Genomic DNA, 24,923 nt, shown 5'->3' on the forward strand with positions numbered 1-24,923 from the left:
CGCCGCCCTCCCCCACGTCCCTCCCCTGCGTCAGGCGCGCTTGCAAAGCTTCGCGGACCGGGTAGGTATCCGATTGCCAGATTATCCCGGGTCGCCGCTCGTGGCGCCCCCTGCCGAGGAACCTTGTCCCATGGCCCTGAACCGCACCCTGCTGCTCGCCGCCCTCCTGGCGGGCCCCCTCGCCCTGCCCGTCTCGGCCGAGGCGAAGCCGAAGGCCGACCGCACCATCGCGGCGGTCGACACCGATTCCGACGGCACGATCGACCTCGCCGAGGCGAAGGCGGCGGCCGGCGCGGTGTTCGACAAGCTCGAGAAGGATGCCGACGGCACCCTCGACACCAAGGAGCTGCAGGGCCGCGTCAGCCGCAAGGACATGAAGGCGGCCGACCCGGACAACGACGGCACCCTGGACAAGAACGAGTACCTCGCCCTGGTCGAGGCCCGCTTCAAGGCCGCCGACCCGGACAACGACGGCACCCTCGACGCCAAGGAGATGCGCACCCCGGCCGGCAAGGCCCTGGCGCGCCTGCTGAAGTAAGGTCCCGTAGGGGGCGGCCCGACCGGGCCGCCCGCGTCGCGGGATCAGTCGCAGCGCTCGCTGTGAACGGTCTTGCTGTCGCCGTACTCGTTGGTATTCTTCACGGTCTTGGTCTCGCAGCCGCCGACCGAGCCGGTCGACTCGACCGAGCGCTTCTCGATCACGGTGCTGCGCTCGACCGGGGCGGAGTCGCGCCGGATCACCGTCACGTCCTCGGCGAGAGCCGGCACGGTGACGAGGGCCGCAAGCGTCGCGAGGGTGGCGAGGCGGAAGGACATCGAAGTCTCCAGGCTTGAGCGTTCAATCGCCGTCGAAACGCCGTCGTCGCGCGAACGGTTCCGCGCCTTCGATCCCCCACCGATCCACAGTCGCCGGGCGATTTCGCGCCGGCTGCGCCCCCCTTCGGCAGATTGATGCCGCGGTGCCCTCAAAACGGCGCGAATCGCAGGCGAATTGCGGTCACGCCGCGCGGGCACGCCACCGCGCCGGCCGCAGGAGATCACCACCGTGCCCGCAGCCGGCCCCGTCGACCGCTCCTCATCGGAGGAGGCGGTGCAACCCGGCCTTCCGGCGCGCGTGGCCCATCTCTGGCGGGTGGCGGGCTTGCCGATCCCGCAGCACGCCTGGTTCTGGATCGGGATCCTGCTGCTCAGCGCCGGGGCGGGCCTGCTCTACGACGCGCTGTTCCAGAACGGCATCCCGCTGGTGGCGGCGATCCACGGCTTCTTCATCGGCGCCTGCGCGCTGCTGATGGAGCGCGGCACCCTGCTGCCGCAGCTGCAGGCGCGCCTGCGCCGCCTGCCGACCTTCCTCTACGTGCCGATCGCCGAGCTGGCCTATGTCGGCATGATCACCCTCGGCCACGCCACCGGCGGCATCATCGTGTGGAGCACCGGCCTCACCCCCGAGCCCTTCGCCGTGGCGGTGGTGCCGTCGCTGCGGGTGCTGGTCTACGCGCTGGCGGTCTCGGCCCTGCTGGTCTTCGTGGTGCGGATGCGCGACCTCATCGGCGCCGAGGTCTTCGTCAACCTGCTGGTCGGGCGCTATCACCGGCCGGTCGAGGAGGAGCGCATCTTCCTGTTCGTCGACGTCGTCGGCTCGACCGCCTATGCCGAGACGCACGGTGCGCTCAAGACCCAGGCCTTCCTCGGCGCGGTCTTCGCGACGCTGGCCGAGCCGGTGCGCCGCTGCCACGGCTCGACCGACGACTTCGTCGGCGACATGGCGATGATCACCTGGCCGATGGCCCGCGGCCTCCAGGGCGCGCGCTGCGTCGCCTGCGTGCTGGCGATCCAGGAGAGCCTGGCACGGGACGCTGCCGCCTGGCAGGAGCGCTTCGGCGCCGTGCCGCGCATCCGCGCCGCCCTGCATGGCGGGCCGGTGGTCACCGCCGAGGTCGGGGTCGACCGCCACAAGATCGCGTATTTCGGCGATGCCGTGAACGTGACCGCGCGGCTGGAAGCCTTGTGCCGCACCCTCGACGCGCCGGTGCTGATCTCCGGCGATCTCCTGGCCAAACTGCCGCGCCTGCCCGATGGCGTGCGGGCGCGCGCCCTGGGCGAGCACGCGGTGCGCGGGCGCGACCAGGTCCTGGCGGTCGCCGCCCTCGAACACGCCCCGCGTGCCGGCCGCAGCGCAGCCTGAACATCGTACCGACCGGTCTGCACACCAATATCGATCTTTTATTACCTTTGGTCATCGGCGACGATGATCAGTCGTTCGCGAGAATTTTGCAGGACAAGAGACACCTGCACTGTCAAATCTGAACGCAACAGCGCAGCTAAACTATGGGACTCAATTCCGTCGGCGCGAAAGCGCTGCGCTGCCGGATATCGTCCGCAGCCCACGAGCGATCCACTCGCGCGTGATGGAATTGAGTAAAAATTTATACGGGTATAATATTTGATAAATGCCTCAGCATCTCACGGTTGCTGCCCTCCGCGATGGCCCTGCTACCGGCCAACATGAATGAGCGATAAATGTTCTTACTTTCGTCCCCAAGGTGCTGCATCAAATCGGAAGGCATCAGCCAAAGAGGATGGCGCCCCGACGCCACGATCGCGCGAGTTGGGACGCCCTACCGCCAACGCTGAATTCAGCACAACCCCCGACACAACCGGCCTCAACAAGAACTTCGCACGGCCGTTGACCGAAGGCGGCGGTCGGTTCTTTTTCCGCTTGCAGTCCTGGCGCCGACATCATAGTTGCACTCTGAAGCCAAGACAGGCCAGCCCTACAGCATCAGGAGCACCGGGTGGGTATGTCCGAGCGTCTCGCGAATCTATCCTGACCAGAAGGCCGACCTGATGAATGAGAGTGAGGCGTCGACGACCTATATCGAGCTCGCCGCAGATATCGTGGCGGCTTTCGTGAGCAACAACTCGGTCCCGGTCGCCGACCTGCCGGCCCTGATCACCTCGGTCCATTCCGCCTTGGGCGGCCTCGTCAACGGCTCGGCGGCCGTTCAGGCCGAGCCGTTGACCCCGGCGGTCCCGATCAAGAGATCGATCATGCCAGACTATCTCGTCTGCCTCGAGGATGGCAAAAAGTTCAAGTCGCTGAAGCGCCACCTGCGCACCCGCTACGGGCTGTCGCCGGAGGATTATCGGGCGCGCTGGAACCTGTCGCCCGACTATCCGATGGTGGCGCCCAACTACGCGGCGGCCCGCTCGGAACTGGCAAAGACGATGGGATTGGGGCAACAGCGGCGCAAATCGCAGCGCGGTGCGGCGGAATAATCGATTGGCCGGGTGGATGCGGGCCTTACCGGCGGTGAGCCGGAAAGGCTCCGGACGTCACATCCGGAGATTGCAATTCCCGGGCACCCTAATCCCAGTCGGGATTGGGGCGCTCGCCGATGAAGCAATTGGCCCGGGGCTCTCCCTGCGCCCGCTGCAGCAGCGGCGCGGGCTCGCGGCCCGCCACCTCGCGGATGATCTTGGTGCGGATCGCGGCGGCGAACTGGTCGCGCTCGCGCACCGGCACCATGAAGCTGCCGCTGCCGCCGATGACGCAGTCGCGGTAATAGAGGTCGAGGTCCTTGATGTCCCAGGGCCCGCTCGGCTCGCGGATCATCAGGGGCAGGCCGTTGATGACGATGCCCTGACGGACGGCGTCATCGCGGGCCTTGGTCACCGCCCGGCCCTGGTTGTTCGGACCGTCGCCCGAGACGTCGATCACCCGCCGCGTCGCCTCGAAGCCGCTGCCGGCGAGCAGGCCGGCGGAGAAGTCGATGGCGCTGGCGATCGAGGTCCAGGTCGAGCGCCGGGGCGGGCTCTGGCCCAGCCGCTCGGCGAAGCCGGTCGCCTCCTCGGGCCCGGCGATCAGCGTCCAGGGCACCACGACCCGCTGGTTGCCGACCCCCGCCCACTCGACATAGGTGACGGCGATGCGCCCGACCATGCCCTGGCGGATCGCCTGGTGCACCGCCGGATTGCGGAACGCCTCGACATAGCCGTCCCGCTGCACCGACTGCTCGTCGCTGGTCATCGACAGGGACACGTCGACGGCGAGCACCAGGGCCACGTCGACCTCGACCGGGTCGCCCCCGGCCCGGACGGGGGGGCCGGCCGCGACCGCGACGACCAGGCAGGCGAGAAGCGCGACCACGCGTGATCTCATCCGGGCACTCCCGTGCGCCGGCCCGGCTTGGGCTCCGGCGGCAAGCCAGGATCGGATGCCCGGCGGCCCGAACGCAAGCGCCGCGAAGGCCTTGCCTCGACACGCTCGCGTGAGGCGCCGCCTGCCGCCGTCGTGGCGGGCGGCGCGCCCGGCCCGGGACGAGGCCGAGCCTTTGCTGTGGACGAGCCTCGGGAAGGACGGTGTCTTAGGCTGGGGACAACGCGGCCCGCCGAGAGTCCGGACCGTCCGGCCGCGTCCTGCGGCGCGAGAGGTTCCCGATGCCCCGCCCGTCCAGCCTCGCCGATCGCCTGTTCTGGCCCATCCTGGCCGGGGGTGCGGCGAGCCTGTGGTTCGGGCCGAAGGCGCTCGCGATCGCCGGCCTGGTGGTGCTGGCGCTGGTCGTCCACCGGCTCGGGCGCGGCGGCCGGTTCCGGCGGCGGGTCCGGGCCATCGCCCGGCGTCACGCCGAGACCCTGGCCCTGCGCCGGCGGCAGGAAAGCTACGTCGACCCTTACGGCAACGAGATCCTCGACGGCTGGCTGCGCGAGCGCAGCTACTTCGCCGAGCGCACGGTGCTGCCGCGCCTCGAGGCTGCGGGCTACGGCGACCTGGCGGAGGCGCGCTGGGACGAGATCCTGGATATCGTCGAGGCGGCGTCCTTGAGCGTCGGTCTCCCCGACGAAGCGGACACGCTGCCGGAGGACGGCATCGCCTATGAGCGCTACTGCGCCGCCCTGCTCGAACGGGCCGGCTGGGAGGCGCACACCACGAAGGCGGCGGGCGACCAGGGGGCGGACGTGGTGGCGGAGCGGGACGGCCTGCGGCTGGTCGTGCAGTGCAAGCGCTACGCGAAGCCGGTCGGCAACGGCGCGGTGCAGGAGGTGGTGGCGGCCCGCAGCTACTGGAACGCCGACTGCGCTGCCGTGGTGTCGAATGCCGGGTTCACGCCGGCGGCGCGCAAGCTCGCGGCGGCGACGGACGTGTGGCTGCTGCACCATGACGCGCTGGCGGAGCTCGGGGCGCGGCCGAGCGGGCGGGCGCGATGAGCCCGGGCACGACGCTCGGGGACACGAGCCCGGGGGAGGCGCGACCGGCCGAGGCTCCCGGCCGACCAAGGCTTACCGCGGCAGGGCGCAGAGGTTCCAGATCCGCTTGAATTCCCGCTGGGCGCGCTCGCGCTGTTCCTCGATCGACTGGCGGTCCGAACGGACGGCCGACGCGCCGGAGGTGGTCCCGGCCTCGTCGAGGGGAGCCGGCCCGTTGGCGCCGAGCAGCGCCGGCGACCGGCCCATCGGGCGGGGCTGCATCGAGACCGTCGCCATCATTGTTTCCTCCGCATTGCTCTTGTTATGATCGATCCTGCGTCGTCCGCAGCCCCGATGCAATGGCCCTCGTCTCAGAAATAAGTCCGGCCCGCCCTCGTTCCGCCCAATCCGGGGGCGGCCGCGATGAATGCCTAGGCAGAAACCGCGGCCGGCTTCGCCGCACCGGCCGCGCCCTGCCCATGGTCCGGGCACCGGCGGCGAGGTATCCGGGATCCGGACGAGGATGACCGGCCTGCACCGCCTCGCCACCCTGCCCGGCCTCGCGGTCCGCAGCGTCGTCGGGCTGGTCTACCCGCCGAGCTGCATCGCCTGCGGGGCCGCCACGGCGGTGCCGCACGCGCTCTGCGCCGGCTGCTGGAGCGAGATGCGCTTCATCGAGCGGCCGTATTGCGAGCGGCTCGGCACGCCGTTCTCCGTCGATCTCGGGACGCCGGGCCTGCTCTCGCCGTCGGCCCTGGCCGATCCGCCGGTCTATCAGCGCGCCCGCGCGGTGGCGCGCTACGACGCGGCGGCGCGGCGGCTGGTGCAGCGGCTGAAATACGAGGATCGCCTCGATCTTGCCGGAGCGCTCGGGGCGATGATGGCGCGGGCGGGCGCCGAGCTCGTGGCCGAGGCCGACCTGGCGGTGCCGGTGCCGCTCTGGCGCTGGCGGCTGTGGCGGCGGCGCTTCAACCAGGCCGCCCTGCTCGCCCGGAGCGCGACCCGCGGCAGCGGCGTCCCCCTGGCACCGGAGCTGCTGGCCCGGGTACGTCGCACCCGCCAGCAGGTGGGCCTGAGCCGCGCCGCCCGTGCGGAGAACCTGCAGGGCGCCTTCCGGGTGCCGGAGGCGGCGCGGCCGCGGCTCCTCGGCCGGCGGGTCCTCCTCGTCGACGACGTGCTGACCACCGGCGCGACGGCGAACGCCGCCGCCCGGGCGCTGTTGCGCGGCGGGGCGGCGGCGGTCGACGTGCTGGTCTTCGCCCGCGTGGTGAGCGACGGGCGCGACGTGGGCTAGCGCCGTGTTCCGGCGAAGCGGATACCGGTTCGTCGCAGACAGGGCGGCAGGTTCAGACACCGAGAGCGTCGCCCGACTGCAGGGCGATCGGGCGACGCTCTCGGATCAGGCGCGCTGGACGCCGCCGATCGGGCCCTCCGCGGCGGCCTGCGGCGGCCTGGTCGCTTCCAGGACCTTGCCGCGGGGACCGACCCAGGCGCCGACCCACTTGCGCGACCACAGGGCGAGGCAGCCGAGCACCACGGCGGTGAAGGCGGCGTAGAACAGGAAGCCGGTGGCGAAGCCGCCGGTATACTGCTTCGACAGGCCCATGGCGTTGGGCAGGATGGCGCCGCCGAGGGCCCCCACCTCGCCGATCATCGAGCCCGCCACCGCGGTGTTGTTCGGCCAGCGCAGGGGAACGAGCTGGAACAGCGCGCCGTTGCCGGCGCCGAGCGCCGCGAAGCAGAACATGAACAGGATCGTGGTGACGAGGAGCGTCGGCGCCGCGGTCAGCATCAGGAACGAGCCGACGGCGGCGAGCAGCACCACGGTCAGCACCAGGATGCCGCCGATCCGGTCGGCGAAGTAGCCGCCGAGGATGCGGATGCCGGAGCCCATCAGGGCGGCCAGCATGGTCAGCCGCCCGGCCTCGATCTTGGTGACGGCGAACTGCTCGTAGAAGAAGGTCGGCAGGAAGTTCGACAGGCCGATGAACCCGCCGAAGGTGATGACGTAGATCAGGTTGAACGCCCAGCCGTCCTTCTCGAACAGGCAGGAGACGTGTTGCTTGAAGCTCTGGTGCTCGCGGTCCGGCGGCTCCTTGGCGAAGACCACCATCACGATGAGCGGGATCAGCATGAACACGCCGGCGAAGCCGTAGACTGCCTGCCAGCCATAGGCCTGGGCGAGCGGCGGCGCGAACAGCACGGCGAGGACAGTGCCGGAGTTGCCGGCCCCGGCGATGCCCATCGCCAGACCCTTGTGCTCCGGCGGGAACCAGCCCGAGCCGAGGGAGAGCGCGACGCCGAACGAGGCACCGGCGATGCCGAGCAGCACGCCCATGGCGAGCACGTCGTTGAACGAGTGCACCAGGAAGAAGCCGTAGGCCATCGCCAGGATGATCAGCGTCATCTCGGTGATCGCGGCGTTCTTGCGCCCGATATACTGGGCGAGCACGCCGAGGGGGAAGCGCATGATCGCGCCGGCCAGGATCGGCAGCGAGATCATGAAGCCGGTCTGGGCCGGCGTGAGCTTGTAGGTCTCGGTGATGAACGGGCCCATCGCGCCGTTCAGCACCCAGATCGCGAAGCAGAAATCGAAGTACAGGAACGCAGCGAACAGGGTCGGGGGATGACCCGACTTCATGACGGTCTTGAAACTGGCCATATCGGAGCCTCACGCACAGCCCCCGCGGGGGGTCTTCGACGCGCTTCAGGGCGAGGATCGCGGAGGCCGGGCCATTCCGGCGACGATCCTCAGTCTGTCGGACATCCCTGTCCAAGGCTCGGGCGTCTTTGCCCCGCGGGCCGTGAGGCCAGCCTGCGAGAGGACTAGCAGCTTCTGTGCCAACCTTGCGGCGGGGGCCGGGTCTTCGCCCGGTCCCCGCGCCTGCCTCAAAGGCAGGCAAGTCCTGGTGCCGCGAAGGGCAGCGCGACGGCGATCACACCGTCACGTCGAGCACCCGTCCCTGCCCCGGCGGTGCGGGGGGCTGTGCGGCCTGGGCGACGAGGCCGGCGACCGAGCGCTCGGCGTCGATCTGGCGCCGGGCCGAGAGAATCGCGACCTGCTGGCTGAAGGCGGTGCCCTGCCGGGTCAGGGCACCGATGGCGCCGGAGGCGGTGCTGGGTGCTGTCATGGATCGCAGCCTGCGCCCGTCCCCTGACCGGACCGTGAAGACGTCAGCTCAAAAGCTGGTTCATCCGGGCGAGCGCCGCGGCGAAGCCGGCGAGCGGCACCGTGATGGTCTCGGCCTCGCCGTTGGGCTTGGTGCCGGTGACGCGCAGGTTCACGGCGGTCTTCATCGCGTCGGTGGCGACGGTCGGGAAGCTGATCGGCACGATGCAGCCTGCCTGGACGCAGGAGGTGTAGGGCGCGCCCTTGCCCAGCGTCGCATCGTCGAGCTTGAAGGTCACGCCCGGATCGATCGACAGGCCGAGCGGCATCAGCATGAGGCCGTTGCTGCGCCCGTCCTGCGGGGCGTTGAGCTCGATGCTGAAGCGGCGCTGCCCGGTCTGGGCAACCCCTTGCGCCTGAGACAGCTGGCACTGGCGCTTCTCGTTCTCGCGGGTGCAGCTAATGGTCCAGTCGCCGTAGACCTCGCTCACGGCGCTGGCGCCGTTGGGCCAGGCACCGTTGGGAGCGGTCACGGCGGCGGGCGCGGCCTCGGCCTTCGGGGCCGGGGCGGGCTTCGGCGCCGGGCGGCGCGGGGCGGCCTTGTGCGCGGGCTTGGGGGCCGGAGCCTCCGCCGCCGGCGCCTCGCCGGCCGGCTCCTCCTGGGCGCGGGCGGGCGCGGCGAGGAACAGGCTGAGGACCAGCAGGCTGGCGAGGGACGGGCGGCAGGGCGGCATGACGAAATTCCTCGGCGCCCATCCGCGCCGGGGCAGCGGAACGGGCCTTTGTCTCGCGGCTCCTCTAGAGCCATGAGCGCCGGAAGGGAAGCCGCGGCAGCGCCGGCTCCACCGCCATGCCCTTGAGATATCTTAGGATTATTCCAATTCCTCTTCGTCGGGCCGGGACCGGATGAGGATGATGGGGATGACGCCCTCCTGGTGGTTCCGGGGCCGCGGAGGGGAGCCTGGCCTCCAGAACCGCAGGTGTCTCAAGCAGATGCGAGCCGCGTTCCGCGTCATCGTCGTCCCACGGCGCACCTGAATTCCGGGCGCCGCGGCGCGGGCCCGGACCGACACGGCGAGTTGCCGATGGCTGCGATCGCGCGCCCCGGCCGCTGCCCCGCCCCCGATCGGCGCTCCGCCGAGATCCTCATGCCGATCGGCGTTCAGCCGAGATCCTCATGCCATGTGCGCCCATCGCGCTCGATCAGCGCGATGGCGGCGGTCGGGCCCCAGGTGCCGGCGGGGTACGGGCGCGGCGGCTCCGGGCGGTCGGCCCAGGCGTTGAGCAGCGTGTCGGCCCAGGCCCAGGCGGCCTCGACCTCGTCGCGGCGCATGAACAGGGTGGCGTTGCCCCGCACCACGTCCATCAGCAGGCGCTCATAGGCGTCCGGGTAGCGCTGGTTGAAGGTCTCCTCGAACGAGATGTCGAGGCCGGTCGACCGCAGGCGCATGCCGCCGGGGCCCGGCTCCTTGGTCATCACCTCCAGCTTGATGCCCTCCTGCGGCTGCAGCCGGATCACCAGGCGGTTCGGCTCGCGGGCGAACTCGTCGGAGAAGATGCTGAACGGCGAGGAGCGGAACTGCACCACGATCTCGGAGACCTTCTGCGGCAGCCGCTTGCCGGTGCGCAGGTAGAACGGCACTCCGGCCCAGCGCGGCGTCATCAGCTCGAGCTTCAGGGCCACGAAAGTCTCGGTCAGGCTGGTGCGGCCCTCGGCGAGATCGGCAACGTAGCCCGGCACCGGCTGGCCGTTGACCGCGCCGGCGACGTATTGCCCGCGCACGGTGCGCATCGGCACCTCGTGGGCCGGGATCGGCTTCAACGCCCGCAGCACCTTCAGCTTCTCGTCGCGCACCGCATCGGCATCGAGGGAGAGCGGGCTCTCCATGCCGAGCAGGCAGAGGAGCTGCAGCATGTGGTTCTGCAGCATGTCGCGCAGCGCGCCCGACGTGTCGTAGTAGCCGCCGCGGCCCTCCACCCCGACCGTCTCCGCCACGGTGATCTGCACGTGGTCGATCACGTCGGCGTTCCACAGCCGCTCGAAGATCGTGTTGGCGAAGCGCAGGGCCAGCAGGTTCTGCACCGTCTCCTTGCCGAGATAATGATCGATGCGGAAGATCTGGCTCTCGGGGAAGACCTTGCCGACCTGGTCGTTGATGGCGCGGGCCGAGGCGAGATCGTGGCCGATCGGCTTCTCCAGCACCACGCGGGAGCGCTCGCCGATCAGCCCGTGGGCGCTGAGATTGCGGCAGATCGCGCCGTAGAGGCTCGGCGAGGTGGCGAGGTAGTAGGGCCGCACGTGGTCCGGATGCTCGGCGAGCAGGTTCGCCAAGTCCTCCCAGCCGGCCTCGCCCGACCCGTCCACCGCCACGTAGCGGAGATGGTCGAGGAAGCGCGCCACCGTGTCGGGGTCACGGTCGGCGGCCGGCACGTGGCGCTCCAGCGCCGCGGCGGCCAGGTCCCGGTACTCCCCGGTGCCCAGGCGGGTGCGCGCCGCCGCGATGATGCGGCTCGCCTCCGGGATCTGGCGGTCACGGAACCGGTAGTAGAGCGCCGGCAGCAGCTTGCGCATCGTCAGGTCGCCGGTGGCGCCGAACACGACGGCGTCGAAGGGGGCGACGGGAATGATCTTGTGCATCGGGTGACGGGTCTCCCGCTCTCGCCGGCCGGCCCCTGCAAGGGCGCGGCCAGTCGCTCGTGTGTCTCGCGGAGGCAGGGCTCGGCGTCGGGCCGCCGCGCTAGAACGATGCCGGCGTCGCCGCGGCCTCCTTCACGCCCGCGTCGGCCCCATCCTTGCCGGCCCCGGTGCTCCCGCCGGAGAGCGGCGCCTCCATATGGGCGGCGAAGGCCGCCTTGTGCCCGGGGTGCCAGCGCGACAGGGCCGGGCGGTTGCGGACCACGTCGTCGGAGGACCAGCGCATGCGCTTCTCGTCCATCTCCCGGGTGGTCTCGTTGTCCGGGCACAGGATGTAGAAATCGCCGGCCGCCATCTTCTCCAGGAGAAAGTCGACGGTCTGCTCCGGCGTCCAGGCGCCGGCCGGCTTCTCGGTCACGCCGCGAGCCCGGGTCAGGCCGGTATAGACGAAGCCGGGGATCAGCAGGTGGGCGGTGACGGGAGAGCCCGCCTCGCGCAGCTCATGCGCCAGCGCCTCGGTCGTCACCTTCACGCCGGCCTTGCTGACGTTGTAGGGCGCGTTGCCGGGCGGCGTGGTGATGCCCTGCTTCGACCCGGTGACGATCACCGCGCCCGGCCGGCCCGCCGCGATCATCGTCGGCACGAAGGCCTGGACCGCGTTGATCACCCCCCAGAGGTTGGTGTCGAGGATGCGGTGCCAGGTCGTCGCATCCGAGAAGAACCGGCCGCCGGCCTCGATGCCGGCATTGGCCATCAGCAGCGACACCTCGCCGAGGGACGCGGCCTCGCGGCGCAGGGCCTCCAGCGCCTCCGGCTTCGTCACGTCGGTGGGCACCGCGCGCACATCCGCTTCGCCGCCCTGCGCGACGCCGGCGACCAGGCGGCCGGCCTGCGTCAGCGCCTCGCCGGGCAGGTCGGCCAGCACCACCCGCATCCCGGCCTGCGCGAAGGCCCTGGCAGCCGCCAGGCCGATGCCGCTCGCCGCGCCGGTGACGACCGCGACGCGGCCCTTCGCGAGTGCGGGATGGTGGGTCATGCTGCGCTCCGCCTGAGGATGGGGCTGAATCTCAGGCCGGCAGGTAGGCCGTCGCGCGGGAAACGCCACACGGGGCGGTACAAAATTCCGCCGTCACCCGCCTGTGCGGCGTCGCGGCAGGGCCGCGTCGAGGAGGCTGCTCAGCGCCCGGGCGCCGACCTGCCCGACCTCCGGGTCGCGGGTGAACAGGGCCGTGACGATCGCGCCGTCGACGAGCAGGCCGACCTCGTGGCCGAGGGCGTCGGGATCGCGGGCGCCGGCCTCGGCGAGGAGGTCGCGCAGGCGCCCCGTCACCTGGCGCTTGTGAGCAAGGGTCAGGGCGCGGATCCGGTCATCATGCTTGTCGTGCTCGCCGACGGCGTTGATGAACGGGCAGCCGTAGAAGCGCTCGTCGCGAAACCACTCGGCGAGCAGCGGGAAGATGCGGTCGAGCCGCTCGCGCGGGCTCGCCTCGCCGGCATCGAGCGCGCCGATGAACCAGTCGCGCCATGCCCGGCCCTCCGCCTCCAGCACCGTCTCGACCAAGCGCTCCTTCGACCCGAACAACTTGTAGAGCGTCGCCTTGGCGGTTCCGGCCGCCGCCACCACGGCGTCGACCCCGACGGCGTGGATGCCGTACCGGAAGAAGAGTTCGGAGGCCGCGCGCAGCAGGCGCTCACGCGGCGAGCCCTCGCCCCGCGTCAGAAGTCTGCGCCGCGACGGTGTGTCGCCCGGCAGGGCCTCCGCCGTCACGCCGCCACCTCCGGCCCTCGCCTCTGGCGTGCATGCAAACCGGTCACTCCCGCGTGACGACGCCCGCGGCGCGGACGAGACTGACCTGTTTTGCAGCAATCCTGGTGACCGCACCAGTGATCGGGGGTGCGTAACCCCTAACACGTCGCCATGGACTGGAATTGGCATGGAGCATGCACATGCTGCCGCGCCAGTAGACAGATCTGTCTGTCCTGTCGATGTCCATGAACCGGGCCGCGACGTGGACCCGGTTTCGAGACCCGCTCAACCCATGCTGCACCGACACCCTGCCGGTGACGCGCGACGCGATGATTGTGGCGATCACCGGTGCCGGCATCGCCACCAGCGACGGCCGTCCCGCGTGAGATGGACCAGCAGGCGCCCGTCGGATCTGACGGCGCCGGAAGCCCCTGCCCCACCCCTTCGAGGGCGAGGAACAGGCACGACGATGGCCCGTTCGTGCCCCCCATGGAAGGGGCGCCCCGCTGAGCGGGGCAAGGCAGGGCGCTAGACACGACGGCCCTGGAGGCAGCGCCCCTCACGGCGGACGCGACCTCCCCCCGGAAAGCGGGGCGATCCGGGGACCGTAAAAGGCGCGGGATCCGTCGGGGACAGGACCCGCGCCTTTTCCTACACCCGAACCTTCCCCGCACTGCCTTGCGCGGAGACGGGGCGGGTCACGGGTGCCGTCTCACTCCCCCGACGAATCGAGGGGCTTCGGAAACAGCTCGCCGGCCGGCTCGGCGCCTTCGGCACCCTCGAACCGGGTGCGCCGCCGCCGCCGCGGCCGGGCCGCTGGGGCTTCGGCCGCGGCCTCGACCGGAGCGGCGGGAGGCGCCGGGGGCGGCTCCTCGACCGGGGCGGGCGACGGGGTGACCGGCCGCACCGGGGTGGTCAGGAAGGCCGGCAGGCCGGTCGGCTCGTCGGCAGCGAGCACCGGCTCGGAGCGGGGCTCCTCGCGGCGGCGCTCGCGGCGGAACTCGGAGCGGCCGCCCTCGCGGTAGCCTTCCGGACGCGATGCCTCTTGGCGCGGGGCCTCCTGGCGCACGGGCTCCGTCCGTGGCTGCTCGGCGCGGGACAGGTCCTGGCGCTCCCCGCCCTGGCGCTCGGCGCGCTCCGGGCGATCCTGCCGCTCGACGCGGTCTTGTCGCTCGGTACGATCCTGGCGGTCGCGCTGCTGGCGCTCCTGCCGGTTCTGGAACCGCTCGCGCCGGTCCTGACGGGGCTGATCCTGGCGGGGCGCCTCCCCCCGGGCATCCTGACGATCCTGCCGGTCGAAGCGGGACGGGCGGTCGTCACGGCTGTCATAGGGCTGGGGCTGCTGGCCGGGATCGCCGTAATCGTCGGTGGCGCCGTAGGCCGACTGGGCGTAGCCGTTGACCCCACGCTCCTGAGGGGCGTAGCCGTTGGTCGGCGCGCCCTCGTCGTCGCCGTCCTCGTCGTCGTCGTAGCCCTGGCGACCGTAGGTGCCGCCATATTGCTGCCGGTACTGCTCGTTCGCAGCGACGATGATGCGGTAATAATGCTCGCCGTGCTGGAAATAGTTCTCAGCCATCACCGGATCGCCGCTGGCCTGGGCGTCGCGGGCGAGCTGGGCGTACTTCTCGGCGATGTGCTGGGCTGTGCCGCGGATCTTCACGTCGGGGCCGTTCGACTCGTAGGCCCGGGTCAGCGGGTTCGGCCCCTTGTTGTTGCTGCGGTTGCGGCCACGCATACGCCTGTTCTGGTTCGGTCTCATCGGTCTCGGATGACCCTCTTCGACGACTTGAAGGGCGGGACTACGCGCGCGGCGGTGCTTCGTCCGCGGAGCCGGGCGGCCTCTGCCGGGCCATGTTCCGTCTCCGCAGCGATGTCCGCCTTGCCCTGTGCGACCGCGGGCCGTCTCACGGTCCGGCCGCCGTCGATCCACAGATGCGGGGCACCGGACCGCCTACGCGCTCATTGGTCTGCCCGGTGGTGGAAGATCGTCCAAAGGTCCGCGCTCAATGTCGCGCCCGAGAACTGAGCCTGGCTGTCTGATCCGGACCGTTCACGATCTACCCCGGGACGTTAGCGGGTTCGGCGCCCCCCGCCAAGTGACCTCACGCGGATTTCACGCCGATTCCGGGCCGGTTTTGCGTATAAAGATCACAGGAACCTGAGAAATCCCCGTCAGGACTCGATCCCTGCGGCCATGACGACCACCCGCGGATGGCCGGCGAGGTCGCAGACCACCCGCGCCGACAGGCCGTGGGCGGCGGCGAGGCTCCGCAGGGACGCCTCCTGGTCGTAGCCGATCTCGACCAGGAGATGCCCGCCCGGCGCCAGCAGGCGCGGCACCTGGGCCAGGATGGTGCGGTAGGCATCGAGCCCGTCGGGACCGCCGTCGAGGGCGAGGCGCGGATCGTGGTCGCGCACCTCGCCGGACAGGCCGGCGATGACCGCGCTCGCGATGTAGGGCGGATTGGCGACGACGAGGTCGAACGGCCCGGCCAGCGCGGCGGCCCAGTCGCCGGCCACGAAGGCGGCGCGGTCCGCGACCCCGTTGCGGGCGGCATTGGCCCGGGCGGTGACGAGGGCGCCGTGCGACCGGTCGAGGCCGAGGCCATGGGCGGACGGCCATTCGGTGAGGAGCGCGACCAGGATGCAGCCCGAGCCGGTGCCGAGATCGGCGAGGCGGTGGCTCCCTCCGGGGTCGAGGCCGAGGCCGAGGGCCGCCTCGACCAGGGTCTCGGTGTCGGGCCGCGGCACCAGGGTGTCGGGCGAGAGCCCGAAGGGCAGGCCCCAGAACTCCCAGGCGCCGATGATCCGGGCCACCGGCTCGCCGGCGAGGCGCCGGGCGAGAGACGCGGTCAGGCGCTCCGCCCCCTCCACCCCGACCGGCCCGGTCCCGCGCAGGGCGAGATCGGTGGCAGTCAGGCCCAGCGCCTCCTCGACCAGGATCCGGGCATCGAGGGCGGCGGTCTCGATCCCGCCCGCGGCGAGCAGGTCGGCCGCCCGGGCCCGGGCGGCGATCCGGCTCATCCCGGCGGCGATGCCGATCACGCCATCCCCTCGGCGGCGAGCAGCGCCGCCTGGTGCTCGGTGATCAGCGCGTCCACCACCTCGTCGAGGGCGGTGCCGGCCATCACCTCCTCGAGCTTGTAGAGGGTCAGGTTGATGCGGTGGTCGGTCACCCGGGCCTGCGGGAAGTTGTAGGTGCGGATGCGCTCCGAACGGTCGCCGCTGCCGACCTGGGACTTGCGGTCCGCGGCGCGGGCAGCGTCCTTCTGGCTGCGCTCCTGCTCGTAGAGCTTGGCCCGCAGCAGCGACATGGCGCGGGCCCGGTTCTTGTGCTGCGAGCGCTCCTCCTGGACGAAGATCACGATGCCGCTCGGCATATGGGTGATGCGGATCGCCGACTCGGTCTTGTTGACGTGCTGGCCGCCCGCCCCCTGCGCCCGCATGGTGTCGATCTTCAGGTCGGAGTCGTTGACCTGGATGTCGACCTCCTCGGCCTCCGGCAGCACCGCCACGGTGGCGGCGGAGGTGTGGATGCGCCCCTGCGTCTCGGTGTCGGGCACGCGCTGCACCCGATGGGCGCCGCTCTCGAACTTCATGCGGGCGAAGACCCCGCGTCCCTTCACCTCGGCCACCACCTCGCGGTAGCCGCCCATCGTGCCGGGGCTCTCGGAGATCACCTCGACCTTCCAGCCCTTCAGGTCGGCGTAGCGCGCGTACATCCGGAACAGGTCGCCGGCGAACAGCGCCGCCTCGTCGCCGCCGGTGCCGGCGCGCACCTCCAGGATGGCGCTCTTCTCGTCGGCGGCGTCCTTGGGCAGCAGCATGAGCTGGAGCGCCCGGGCGGCGGCGTCGCGGGCGGCCTCGGCCTCCGGCTTCTCCTCGGCGGCGAGCGCCCGCATCTCCGGATCGCCCTCCTCGATCATCTCCTCGACGCCGCGCAGAGCGCTGTCCGCAGCCCGGAAGGCGCGGATCGCCTCGACCACGGAATCGAGTTCGGAGAGCTCGCGCGAGAGCTGCACGAAGCTCTCGGCATCGGCTTCGCCGGCGCTCAGGGTGGCGGTGACGATGTCGTGGCGGGCCAGGATGGCGTCGAGACGGTCGGAGGGGATCGCGATCATGAGGAAGATATGGCCATGGGCGTCGGCCGGTTCAGCCGGGGCGGCCCGCGCCCGGTGCCGGCGATGGTGCCGCGTATAGCAGGTCTGCGGGGGTTGGGGAGTCGGGGCAACTCGGTACGATGCTTGCCTTTCGGGCAGTTGCGACCTGCCCGCCGGCCCGATCCGTGCGGCGAGCGTATCGCGTCGTCATACGCTCCGGCAGCGAGCGCACCCGAGGCGGGGTTGGACATGTCAGACGTGCAGGCTTTGAAAGCGCTGTTCGATCGCTGGGAGCGCGTCTGGCATGAGGGTGCGTTCGATCTCGTCGAGGCATGCGTCGCACCGCGCTACATCCGGCACGACGAGGCAGGTGATCGCCTCGTCACCCGCGAGGAGTATGCGGCCGAACTCTCCCGGCTGAGGCAGGGGCGGCCCGATATCCGAATCATCGTGTACGACCACGGCTTCGACGGTGATCGCGCGTGGTATCGCTTCACGATGACGTGGACGGAGCAGGAGAGCGGCCAGAGGCGCACCCGCGCCGGACTGCAATCCTACCGCACGGAAGCCGGTCTGCTGGCGGAGACCTGGGTCATCCTGCAGCCGATCGGTTCGGCCTGGAACGACGCCGTCGCCCAGCCGAGTTGGACGACGCGCGCCCGATCGATCGCGTCGCCCGCGTGACGGCCGTGCTCCCGCCAAGGCGGCATCGGACGAAACCGCCCCGCCGCCCCACGGCCCTGTCTCGCAGGTGAGACGCCGCGTGCGGCGGGCCGCGGCTCCTCGTGTCAGGGCGACGTCGTTGCATCCACCCGATCGTGATGGCGACACTCCATCCGGTCGGGTCCTTCCCGGCGGTGATCGTCACGAACGGGCGGCCGCTCACATCTCTCATAGCCTCGCGCCTTGGCATCGACACGTCGATGCCAAGGCGTCCGGCGCATCGGCGCCCGTTCGGGCTTGCCTTGCGCCGTCGAACGGATCCGTTCGAAAGCGCGGCGGTATCCCCCCTCTCCGGCCTGCGCCAGCTCAAGAGGCGGCGGCCGGCGATTCCCCCGCATGCCACGCGGCCTTTGCGACAGGAGAGAGTCTGCCCGGCCGTCACCGTGATCGCACGGCGAGGTCACCGATCCGCTGAGCCGGACGAGATCCACCCGGGCCCGTCAGACCGGAACGCCGTGCGCCTCCGCGAAGGCCGCCAGCGCCGGGCGCAGCGACGCCCCGTCCTTCGTCCGCGCCAGTTCCTGCTCCAGGAACGCCGCCACCGCGGCGGCCTCGATCCCCAGCACCATCGCCTTGACCGGGCCGATCGAGGCCGGCGACATCGACAGGGCGCGGAATCCCAGCCCGATCAGCGCCATCGCCTCAAGCGGGCGCCCGCCGATCTCGCCGCAGACCGTCGCCGGGGTGCCGGCGGCCTGCGCCCGCTCGGCGATGAGCCGGAAGGCGCGGAGCGCCGCGGCGCTCAAGGGATCGAAGCGGTTGGCGACCTGGCGATTCTCGCGGTCGACCGCGAACAGGAACTGCATCAGGTCGTTCGAGCCGACCGAGAGGAAGTCGGCCTCCGCGGCGATCTCGTCCATCTGGAACAGGAGCGAGGGCACCTCGACCATCACGCCGAGGCGGCAATCCTCGGGCAGCGGGTGGCCGTGGCGGGTCAGGTGCGCCTTCTCACGCTCGACGATGGCCCTCGCCTGGACGAACTCGTCGACGGTGGCGACCATCGGGAACATGATCTTGAGCGGCCGCCCGCGCGCGGCCTTGAGCAGGGCGCGCAGCTGCATCCGCAGGAGGCCGGGCCGGTCGAGCCCGATGCGGATCGCCCGCCAGCCGAGGGCCGGGTTCTCCTCCTCCAGGGACTTCATGTACGGCAGCACCTTGTCGCCGCCGATATCGAGGGTCCGGATCGTCACCGGCAGGTCGCCGACCGCGTCGAACACCGTCTCGTACAGGATCTGCTGCTCGGCCGCCGTCGGCATCCGCTCGGCGACCATGAACTGCAATTCGGTGCGGAACAGCCCGACGCCCTCGGCCCCGGTCTCGTGCAGGTGCGACAGGTCGACGATCAGGCCGGCATTGAGCTGCAGGTTGACCGCGACCCCGTCGCGGGTGATCGCCGGCACGTCGCGCAGCGAGCGGTACTGCTCCTGGCGCCGGGCCCTGAGCCGGGCCTTCTCGGCATAGGCCGCCTCGATCTCCGGCCCCGGCCGGATCTGGATCTCGCCGGTCCCGCCATCGACGATGATCGCGTCGCCGGTCTCGACCAAGGCCGTGGCGTTCGCCACCTCGCCCACCGCCGGGATGCCCAAAGCCCGCGCCACGATGGCGATGTGGCTGGTCGGCCCGCCCTCCTCCAGCACCACGCCGCGCAGGCGGGACCGGTCGTAATCGAGGAGCGCCGCCGGGCCCATCGAGCGGGCGACCAGGATGGCGTTCTCGGGCATCGCGTCCGACCCGACCGTCGGGCGGCCGACGAGCTGGCGCAGCAGCCGGTTGGCGAGGTCGTCGAGGTCGTGCAGGCGCTCGCGCAGGTAGGGGTCGCTCTGGCGCAGCATGCGGGCGCGGTTGTCGGACTGCACCCGCTCCACCGCGGCCTCCGCGGTGAGGCCGGACAGGACCGCCTCGCGCATCCGCCGGAGCCAGCCCTGGTCGTGGGCGAACATCCGCACGGTCTCGAGCACCTCGCGGTGCTCGCCGGCCCCCGCCACGTCGCCGCGCTCGACGAGGTCGTCGATGGCCGCGCGCACCTCGGCGATCGCGGTGTCGAGGCGCGAGGCCTCGCGCTCGACATTCTCGGCGATCAGGTTGCGCACCACGATGCGCGGCTCGTGCAACACGACATGGCCCAAGCCCACGCCATCGGCGAGCGCCACGCCGCCCTGGCTGAGCGCCCGGCGCGAGGCGCTGACGGTGCCGGGCGACAGGGCCTGCAGCTCGCCCGAGGCGATCATCTCCGCCAGCACCATGGCGGTGGTCTGGAGCGCCTCGATCTCCTCCTCGGAATAGACCCGGTAGGTGCGGTTCTGCACCACCAGCACGCCCAGCGTGTTGCCGGCCCGCAGGAGCGGCACGCCCAGGAAGGCGTGGTAGATCTCCTCGCCGGTCTCCGGGCGGTAGGAGAAGGCCGGGTGCGACTGCGCGTCGGACAGGGAGAGCGGCTCGGCGGTGGCGGCGATGAGGCCGACCAGGCCTTCACCGGCCCGCATGGTGGTGAGGTGCACCGCCTCGTGGTTGAGACCCTCGGTAGCGAAGAGCTCCAGGTTGCCGTCGTCGCGCAGGACGTAGACCGAGCAGACCTCCGCGACCATGTTGGACGCGATCAGGACGACGATGCGGTCGAGGCGCGCCTGCGGGCCGACGGGCTCCGCCATGGCCTCGCGAAGGCGGCGCAGTAGCAGGCGCGGGCCTCCAGGCGCTGCGGGCATCGTGTCGTGTTCCACCCTTTGGCGAGCCGGGCCCGGCGCGGCGCAACCGTGAGGCCGGACCTGCGCGGGCCTGACGCATCGGCCCCGTCATCGCCGTATAGCGAGTCCGGCGCCCGGCGGGCAAGCGTCCTTCCGGGGGAGGCGGCGATCCCCGGGGGAGAGGCCGAGCGGGCGCCGTGCCAAACGCGGAAACGCCCCGCCCGCGATGCGTCGCGGGCGGGGCGCTCAGGCTGGCCGCCGGTTCACGCTCGGCGCGACGTCACGCCTTGTCGAGGCCGTAGAGCGAGTGGAGCGTGCGCACCGCCAGCTCGGTATAGGCGGCGTCGATCAGCACCGAGAACTTGATCTCCGAGGTGGTGATCGCCCGGATGTTGATGCCCTTCTCGGCCAGCGCCCGGAACGCCTTGGCGGCGACGCCGGCATGGCTGCGCATGCCGACGCCGATCGCCGAGACCTTGACCACGTCGGTGGCGCCCTCGAGGCGCTCGAACTCCACGGTCCCGGCCTGGGCGTCGAGGATCGCGCGGGCGCGCTCGTAATCCGCCGCCGGCACCGTGAAGGTCATGTCGGTGGCCGCACCGTCGCCCGACACGACCTGGATGATCATGTCGACGTTGATGTTGGCGTCCGCCAGCGGGCCGAAGATGGCGGCGGCGATGCCGGGCTTGTCCTTCACCCGGCGAAGCGTGATCTGGGCCTCGTCCTTCGAGAAGGCGATGCCCGTGATGATCTGCTGTTCCACGATATCGTCCTCGTCGCAGATGAGGGTGCCGGGGCGGGCGTCGTCGGGGTCGTCGAAGGAGGAGCGCACGGTGGTCGGCACCCGGTGCACCATGGCGAGCTCGACCGAGCGCACCTGCAGCACCTTGGCCCCGAGGGAGGCCATCTCGAGCATCTCCTCGAAGGCGACCCGCTCGAGGCGCTGGGCCTTCGGCACCACCCGGGGGTCGGTGGTGTAGACGCCGTCGACGTCGGTATAGATGTCGCAGCGTTCGGCGCCGATCGCCGCCGCGACCGCGACCGCGCTGGTATCCGAGCCGCCGCGCCCAAGGGTGGTCAGGCGGCCGGTCTCGGCATGGATGCCCTGGAAGCCGGCGATCACCGCGACCTCGCCGCGCTTGAACCCTGCATCGAGGCGGGCGCCGTCGATGTTCTGGATCCGCGCCGAGCCGTGCTGGTCCGAGGTCTCGATCGGGATCTGCCAGCCCTGCCAGGAGCGGACCTTGAGGCCCATCTCGTTGAGCACGATGGCGAGCAGCCCCGACGTGACCTGCTCGCCCGAGGCGACGACCGCGTCGTACTCGGACTGGGCATAGAGGGCCGAGGCGTCCTTGCACCAGGCCACCAGCTCGTTGGTCTTGCCGGACATCGCCGAGACGACGACCGCGACCTCGTAGCCGGCCCGCACCTCGCGGGCGACGTGGCGGGCGACGTTGCGGATGCGGTCGACCGTGGCGACGGAGGTGCCGCCGAATTTCATCACCAGGCGGGGCATGGGGATCCGATCGAACAAACCTGTCTCGTTTGCCGCAGCGCGAAGCCGCAGGCGTCCGGCGGGTACAAGCGGGCCGGGGCGGTGTCAACGTCGCGGGACCGTTCACGGCAGTTGGCCGGAGCCGGCACCTGCGCTACCTCGGCCGGGACACCCGATCTCTCAATCCTTGCAGGAAGGCCTGGCGCCGATGAGCGAACCGACCGGACCCTCGATCGACCGCGACGAGGTCGCCCGTTTCGATCGCCTCGCCGCAACCTGGTGGGACGAGGCCGGGCCGATGCGGGTGCTGCACCGCTTCAACCCGGTGCGCCTGGCCTATATCCGCGACACGGTCTGCCGCCATTACGGCCGCGATCCGCTGGCGCCGGCGCCGCTTTCGGGCCTTCGCCTCGTCGATGTCGGCTGCGGCGGCGGCGTGCTGTCGGAGCCTCTGGCACGCCTCGGCGCCGAGGTGACCGGCCTCGACCCGGCCGTCACCAACGTGACGATCGCTCAAGCTCATGCCGACGAGGCCGGCGTGCCGGTGCGCTACCGCGCCGAGACGATCGAGGACGTGGTGGCAGCGGGCGAACGCTTCGACGTGGTCTGCGCCATGGAGGTGGTCGAGCACGTCACCGACATGCCGGCCTTCGTGCGCACGGCCTGCACGGCGGTGAAGCCCGGCGGCCTGTTCTTCGCCGCGACCCTCAACCGGACGATGTGCTCCTTCGCGCTCGCCATCGTGGGGGCGGAATACGTCCTGAACTGGCTGCCGAAGGGCACCCACGACTGGGAGAAGTTCGTCACCCCCGACGAGCTGCGCGAGGCCGTCACGGGCGGCGGGCTCGATCTCACCGACACGATCGGGGTGGTGTTCAACCCGCTCACCGGCCGGTGGAGCACCGCCCGTGACACGGCGGTAAACTATATGATCGCGGCCGAGCGGCCGCCGGCCTGATCAGGGAAACCGCACCCCGTCCCTCCTCGTTTGTTCACGACATGACACGAGGAGACGGGTCCATGCTGGAGAAGATTCCGCACGCCGTGGGCGAGGCTCTGTCGGGCCTGCGGGCCGGCATCGAGAAGACCGCCTACCATGCCGAGTTCGAGGGCGCGCCCGGCACGATCCGGGTGACGAGCCCGGCCTTCGCCGACGGGGCGGCAATGCCGGCCCGCTTCACGCAGGACGGGGAGAAGCTGTCGCCGCCGCTGGCCTGGGACGGCGTCCCGGTGGGGACCGCCGCCCTGGTGCTCCTGGTCGAGGACGCCGACAGCCCGACGCCGAAACCGATCGTCCACGCCATTGCCTGGGACCTCGACGCCACCAGCAGCGGCCTGCCCGAGGCCGCCCTGGCGAGTCCCGGCTCCGACGGGACCGTCGGGGAGGTCGGCAAGAACACTTTCCTCAAGGCCGGCTACCTGCCACCCGATCCGCCGACCGGCCACGGCCCGCACCGCTACCTGTTCCAGGTCTACGCGCTCAACCGGCGCCTCGGGCTCGACGGCACCCCGGGCCGCGGCGCGCTCCTTCAGGCGATGCACGGCCATGTGCTCGCCAAGGGCGCGCTGACCGGCACCTACGAACGCCACTGACGCCTCCCCCTTCGTCCCGGCTTGCCAGCGGCCGCGGCCTGGCCCACCACTCGATGCTTGAAGCCGCCGGATGTGCGGCGGGGAGGATCGGTGGCGATGAAGGCACTTCTGTGCAAGGCGCTCGGCGAGCCGGAAGACCTGGTGATCGAGGAGGTCCCGGATCCGGTGCCCGGCCCGGGCGAGGCCCTGGTGCGGGTGACCGTCGCGGCGCTCAATTTCTTCGACACGCTGATCATCGCCGGCCGCTATCAGGTGAAGCCCGAGCTGCCGTTCTCCCCCGGCGCCGAGGCCTGCGGGGTGATCGAGGCGCTGGGGCCGGACGTGGAGGCCTTCCGGGTCGGCGAGCGGGTGATCGTCCATCTCGGGTACGGCGCCTGCCGCGAGCGGGTGGTCGCCCCGGTCTCCGGCCTGACCCGGGTGCCGGAGGGCGTCAGCGACGAGCAGGCGGCAGGCCTCTCCGTCACCTACGGGACCTCGCTGCACGCGTTGCAGGACCGGGCGAACCTCAAGCCCGGCGAGACCCTGGCGGTGCTCGGCGCCACCGGCGGCGTCGGCCTCGCGGCGGTGGAGCTCGGCCATGCGATGGGCGCGCGGGTGATCGCCTGCGCCTCCTCGGCCGAGAAGCTCGATCTCGCCAAGGCGCACGGCGCCGACCTCACTCTCGATTACAGCCAGGAAAAGCTGCGCGACGGGCTGAAGCGGCTCGGCGGCGAGGCCGGCATCGACGTGGTCTACGATCCCGTCGGCGGAGAGTATTCCGAGCCGGCCCTGCGCTCGCTCAACTGGAAGGGCCGCTTCCTGGTGGTCGGCTTCGCCGCCGGCGAGATCCCCAGGATCCCGCTGAACCTGGCGCTCCTGAAGGGCATCGACATCCAGGGCGTGTTCTGGGGCGCCTTCCTCAAGCGCGAACCCGAGGGCCACGCCGCCAACCAGGCCCGCCTGCTGGCGCTGGTGAGCGAGGGGCGGCTCTCGGCCAAGGTGCACGGGGTCTACCCGCTGGAAGAGGCCGCGGCCGCGCTCGGCATCCTGGCGCGCCGCGAGGCGATGGGGAAGGTGCTGCTGCGGCCCTGAACTCCCCTCCCCTCTCGCAGCCGGCGCGGAAGGGGTTTCGGCGTCACCGGGGAACAGTTCGAGCGCCGGACCGTTCACAGCGGAGCCTTTCCATTCCCGAGCGTCAGGACGGAGACACCGTGGGCGACATCATCCGCATCATCCTGCTCGTCGTGATCCCGCCGATCGGCGTGCTGTTCACCGTCGGGTTCGGCCTGCAATTCATCCTCAACGTGCTGCTGACGCTGTTCGGCTATATCCCGGGCCTGATCCACGCCATCTGGGTGGTGACGCGCCGCAATTACTGAGGCGGCCACGACAGCTGAAACGCGAAAAACCCCGCCGGGCGAACCCGGCGGGGTTTTTCGTATCTTGGTTGCGGGGACAGGATTTGAACCTGTGACCTTCAGGTTATGAGCCTGACGAGCTACCGGGCTGCTCCACCCCGCGCCAAGGCGTGATCGTGACGAGGGAATGCGTGACCGTGCTTGGCAGGTCTGGCGGTGACCGACTCTCCCGTGTCTTGAGACACAGTACCATAGGCGCTGGGGCGGTTAACGGCCGAGTTCGAGATGGGATCGGGTTTGCGATCACCCCGCTCAGACC

25 protein-coding genes, 1 tRNA gene and 1 rRNA gene are annotated in these 24,923 nt (G+C 71.1%); 11 read left to right on the forward strand and 16 right to left on the reverse strand.

Features of this window, described 5'->3' with window-relative positions:
- The first annotated feature begins 130 nt into the window (after positions 1-130).
- A complete protein-coding gene (lanM, locus tag FF100_RS26005) occupies positions 131-538 on the forward strand; it encodes a lanmodulin LanM (protein WP_139038663.1) in 408 nt (135 codons plus the stop codon).
- Positions 539-582: 44 nt separating this feature from the next.
- On the opposite strand, the gene FF100_RS26010 is transcribed toward lanM, so the two are convergent.
- Positions 583-816 carry a hypothetical protein gene (locus FF100_RS26010; protein ID WP_139038664.1) on the reverse strand — a complete coding sequence of 78 codons (234 nt, stop codon included), beginning with the start codon at positions 814-816 and terminating at the stop codon, positions 583-585.
- A gap of 325 nt (positions 817-1,141) precedes the next feature.
- Here FF100_RS26010 and FF100_RS26015 point away from each other — a divergent pair, with 325 nt between their 5' ends.
- Both FF100_RS26015 and FF100_RS26020 read left to right on the forward strand, forming a co-directional pair.
- Positions 1,142-2,182 carry an adenylate/guanylate cyclase domain-containing protein gene (locus tag FF100_RS26015; protein ID WP_425463354.1) on the forward strand — a complete coding sequence of 347 codons (1,041 nt, stop codon included), beginning with the start codon at positions 1,142-1,144 and terminating at the stop codon, positions 2,180-2,182.
- A 662-nt stretch (positions 2,183-2,844) separates the two neighbouring features.
- The gene (locus FF100_RS26020; protein WP_139038699.1) at positions 2,845-3,276 is read left to right on the forward strand and encodes a Ros/MucR family transcriptional regulator; all 432 of its coding nucleotides are present in this window, start codon (positions 2,845-2,847) and stop codon (positions 3,274-3,276) included.
- An 88-nt stretch (positions 3,277-3,364) separates the two neighbouring features.
- Here FF100_RS26020 and FF100_RS26025 read toward each other — a convergent pair whose 3' ends face one another.
- The gene (locus FF100_RS26025; RefSeq protein WP_139038665.1) at positions 3,365-4,159 is read right to left on the reverse strand and encodes a DUF1194 domain-containing protein; all 795 of its coding nucleotides are present in this window, start codon (positions 4,157-4,159) and stop codon (positions 3,365-3,367) included.
- Positions 4,160-4,437: 278 nt separating this feature from the next.
- Here FF100_RS26025 and FF100_RS26030 point away from each other — a divergent pair, with 278 nt between their 5' ends.
- Positions 4,438-5,205, forward strand: a complete 768-nt coding sequence (locus FF100_RS26030; protein ID WP_139038666.1) for a restriction endonuclease — start codon at positions 4,438-4,440, stop codon at positions 5,203-5,205.
- A gap of 72 nt (positions 5,206-5,277) precedes the next feature.
- Here FF100_RS26030 and FF100_RS26035 read toward each other — a convergent pair whose 3' ends face one another.
- Positions 5,278-5,481: a hypothetical protein gene (locus FF100_RS26035; RefSeq protein WP_205825014.1), complete on the reverse strand. Its 204-nt coding sequence runs from the start codon at positions 5,479-5,481 to the stop codon at positions 5,278-5,280.
- Positions 5,482-5,707: 226 nt separating this feature from the next.
- Here FF100_RS26035 and FF100_RS26040 point away from each other — a divergent pair, with 226 nt between their 5' ends.
- Positions 5,708-6,478 (forward strand): ComF family protein, encoded by a 771-nt coding sequence (locus FF100_RS26040; RefSeq protein WP_139038668.1) that lies wholly within the window; start codon positions 5,708-5,710, stop codon positions 6,476-6,478.
- 105 nt (positions 6,479-6,583) lie between these two features.
- Here the strand turns inward: FF100_RS26040 and FF100_RS26045 are convergent, their stop codons facing one another.
- The 6 genes from FF100_RS26045 to FF100_RS26070 all read right to left on the reverse strand — a co-directional run bounded on the left by FF100_RS26045 (position 6,584) and on the right by FF100_RS26070 (position 12,696).
- Positions 6,584-7,846, reverse strand: coding sequence for a nitrate/nitrite transporter (locus FF100_RS26045; RefSeq protein WP_139038669.1), 1,263 nt, complete (start codon positions 7,844-7,846; stop codon positions 6,584-6,586).
- 274 nt (positions 7,847-8,120) lie between these two features.
- Positions 8,121-8,315, reverse strand: a complete 195-nt coding sequence (locus FF100_RS26050; RefSeq protein WP_139038670.1) for a hypothetical protein — start codon at positions 8,313-8,315, stop codon at positions 8,121-8,123.
- 43 nt (positions 8,316-8,358) lie between these two features.
- Entirely contained in the window at positions 8,359-9,027 is a 669-nt protein-coding gene (locus FF100_RS26055) for an invasion associated locus B family protein (protein WP_139038671.1), read from the reverse strand.
- Positions 9,028-9,455: 428 nt separating this feature from the next.
- Positions 9,456-10,931, reverse strand: a complete 1,476-nt coding sequence (zwf, locus tag FF100_RS26060) for a glucose-6-phosphate dehydrogenase (protein ID WP_139038672.1) — start codon at positions 10,929-10,931, stop codon at positions 9,456-9,458.
- A gap of 100 nt (positions 10,932-11,031) precedes the next feature.
- On the reverse strand, positions 11,032-11,964 hold the full coding sequence (locus tag FF100_RS26065; RefSeq protein WP_139038673.1) for an SDR family NAD(P)-dependent oxidoreductase: 933 nt from the start codon (positions 11,962-11,964) through the stop codon (positions 11,032-11,034).
- 93 nt (positions 11,965-12,057) lie between these two features.
- Positions 12,058-12,696, reverse strand: coding sequence for a TetR/AcrR family transcriptional regulator (locus tag FF100_RS26070; RefSeq protein ID WP_246102381.1), 639 nt, complete (start codon positions 12,694-12,696; stop codon positions 12,058-12,060).
- Positions 12,697-12,920: 224 nt separating this feature from the next.
- On the opposite strand from FF100_RS26070, the gene FF100_RS37305 reads away from it, so the two are divergent.
- Positions 12,921-13,061 carry a hypothetical protein gene (locus tag FF100_RS37305; RefSeq protein WP_171070330.1) on the forward strand — a complete coding sequence of 47 codons (141 nt, stop codon included), beginning with the start codon at positions 12,921-12,923 and terminating at the stop codon, positions 13,059-13,061.
- 326 nt (positions 13,062-13,387) lie between these two features.
- Here the strand turns inward: FF100_RS37305 and FF100_RS26075 are convergent, their stop codons facing one another.
- The 3 genes from FF100_RS26075 to prfA form a co-directional block, all read right to left on the reverse strand.
- Positions 13,388-14,410: a DUF4167 domain-containing protein gene (locus tag FF100_RS26075; RefSeq protein WP_139038675.1), complete on the reverse strand. Its 1,023-nt coding sequence runs from the start codon at positions 14,408-14,410 to the stop codon at positions 13,388-13,390.
- A gap of 437 nt (positions 14,411-14,847) precedes the next feature.
- Positions 14,848-15,699: a peptide chain release factor N(5)-glutamine methyltransferase gene (gene prmC, locus FF100_RS26080; RefSeq protein ID WP_139038700.1), complete on the reverse strand. Its 852-nt coding sequence runs from the start codon at positions 15,697-15,699 to the stop codon at positions 14,848-14,850.
- 17 nt (positions 15,700-15,716) lie between these two features.
- Complete coding sequence (gene prfA / locus FF100_RS26085) at positions 15,717-16,796, reverse strand: peptide chain release factor 1 (protein WP_139038676.1); 1,080 nt, start codon at positions 16,794-16,796, stop codon at positions 15,717-15,719.
- Positions 16,797-17,024: 228 nt separating this feature from the next.
- Here prfA and FF100_RS26090 point away from each other — a divergent pair, with 228 nt between their 5' ends.
- On the forward strand, positions 17,025-17,459 hold the full coding sequence (locus FF100_RS26090) for a nuclear transport factor 2 family protein (protein ID WP_139038677.1): 435 nt from the start codon (positions 17,025-17,027) through the stop codon (positions 17,457-17,459).
- Positions 17,460-17,938: 479 nt separating this feature from the next.
- On the opposite strand, the gene ptsP is transcribed toward FF100_RS26090, so the two are convergent.
- A complete protein-coding gene (gene ptsP / locus FF100_RS26095) occupies positions 17,939-20,200 on the reverse strand; it encodes a phosphoenolpyruvate--protein phosphotransferase (protein ID WP_139038678.1) in 2,262 nt (753 codons plus the stop codon).
- A 259-nt stretch (positions 20,201-20,459) separates the two neighbouring features.
- A complete protein-coding gene (locus tag FF100_RS26100) occupies positions 20,460-21,695 on the reverse strand; it encodes an aspartate kinase (RefSeq protein WP_139038679.1) in 1,236 nt (411 codons plus the stop codon).
- A gap of 187 nt (positions 21,696-21,882) precedes the next feature.
- On the opposite strand from FF100_RS26100, the gene ubiG reads away from it, so the two are divergent.
- The 4 genes from ubiG to FF100_RS26120 all read left to right on the forward strand — a co-directional run bounded on the left by ubiG (position 21,883) and on the right by FF100_RS26120 (position 24,625).
- Positions 21,883-22,632 (forward strand): bifunctional 2-polyprenyl-6-hydroxyphenol methylase/3-demethylubiquinol 3-O-methyltransferase UbiG, encoded by a 750-nt coding sequence (gene ubiG / locus FF100_RS26105; protein WP_139038680.1) that lies wholly within the window; start codon positions 21,883-21,885, stop codon positions 22,630-22,632.
- A gap of 62 nt (positions 22,633-22,694) precedes the next feature.
- Positions 22,695-23,267, forward strand: coding sequence for a YbhB/YbcL family Raf kinase inhibitor-like protein (locus tag FF100_RS26110; protein WP_139038681.1), 573 nt, complete (start codon positions 22,695-22,697; stop codon positions 23,265-23,267).
- 96 nt (positions 23,268-23,363) lie between these two features.
- Positions 23,364-24,338 carry an NADPH:quinone oxidoreductase family protein gene (locus tag FF100_RS26115; protein ID WP_139038682.1) on the forward strand — a complete coding sequence of 325 codons (975 nt, stop codon included), beginning with the start codon at positions 23,364-23,366 and terminating at the stop codon, positions 24,336-24,338.
- 119 nt (positions 24,339-24,457) lie between these two features.
- Complete coding sequence (locus FF100_RS26120; RefSeq protein ID WP_064504300.1) at positions 24,458-24,625, forward strand: YqaE/Pmp3 family membrane protein; 168 nt, start codon at positions 24,458-24,460, stop codon at positions 24,623-24,625.
- Between the two features lie 65 nt (positions 24,626-24,690).
- Here the strand turns inward: FF100_RS26120 and FF100_RS26125 are convergent.
- A tRNA-Met gene (locus FF100_RS26125) sits at positions 24,691-24,767 on the reverse strand.
- Between the two features lie 45 nt (positions 24,768-24,812).
- Positions 24,813-24,923, reverse strand: a 5S ribosomal RNA gene (gene rrf / locus FF100_RS26130); the annotation flags it as partial.

Origin of the sequence: Methylobacterium terricola, from assembly GCF_006151805.1 — a bacterium.
In the GTDB taxonomy this organism is placed as follows: Bacteria; Pseudomonadota; Alphaproteobacteria; order Rhizobiales; family Beijerinckiaceae; genus Methylobacterium; species Methylobacterium terricola.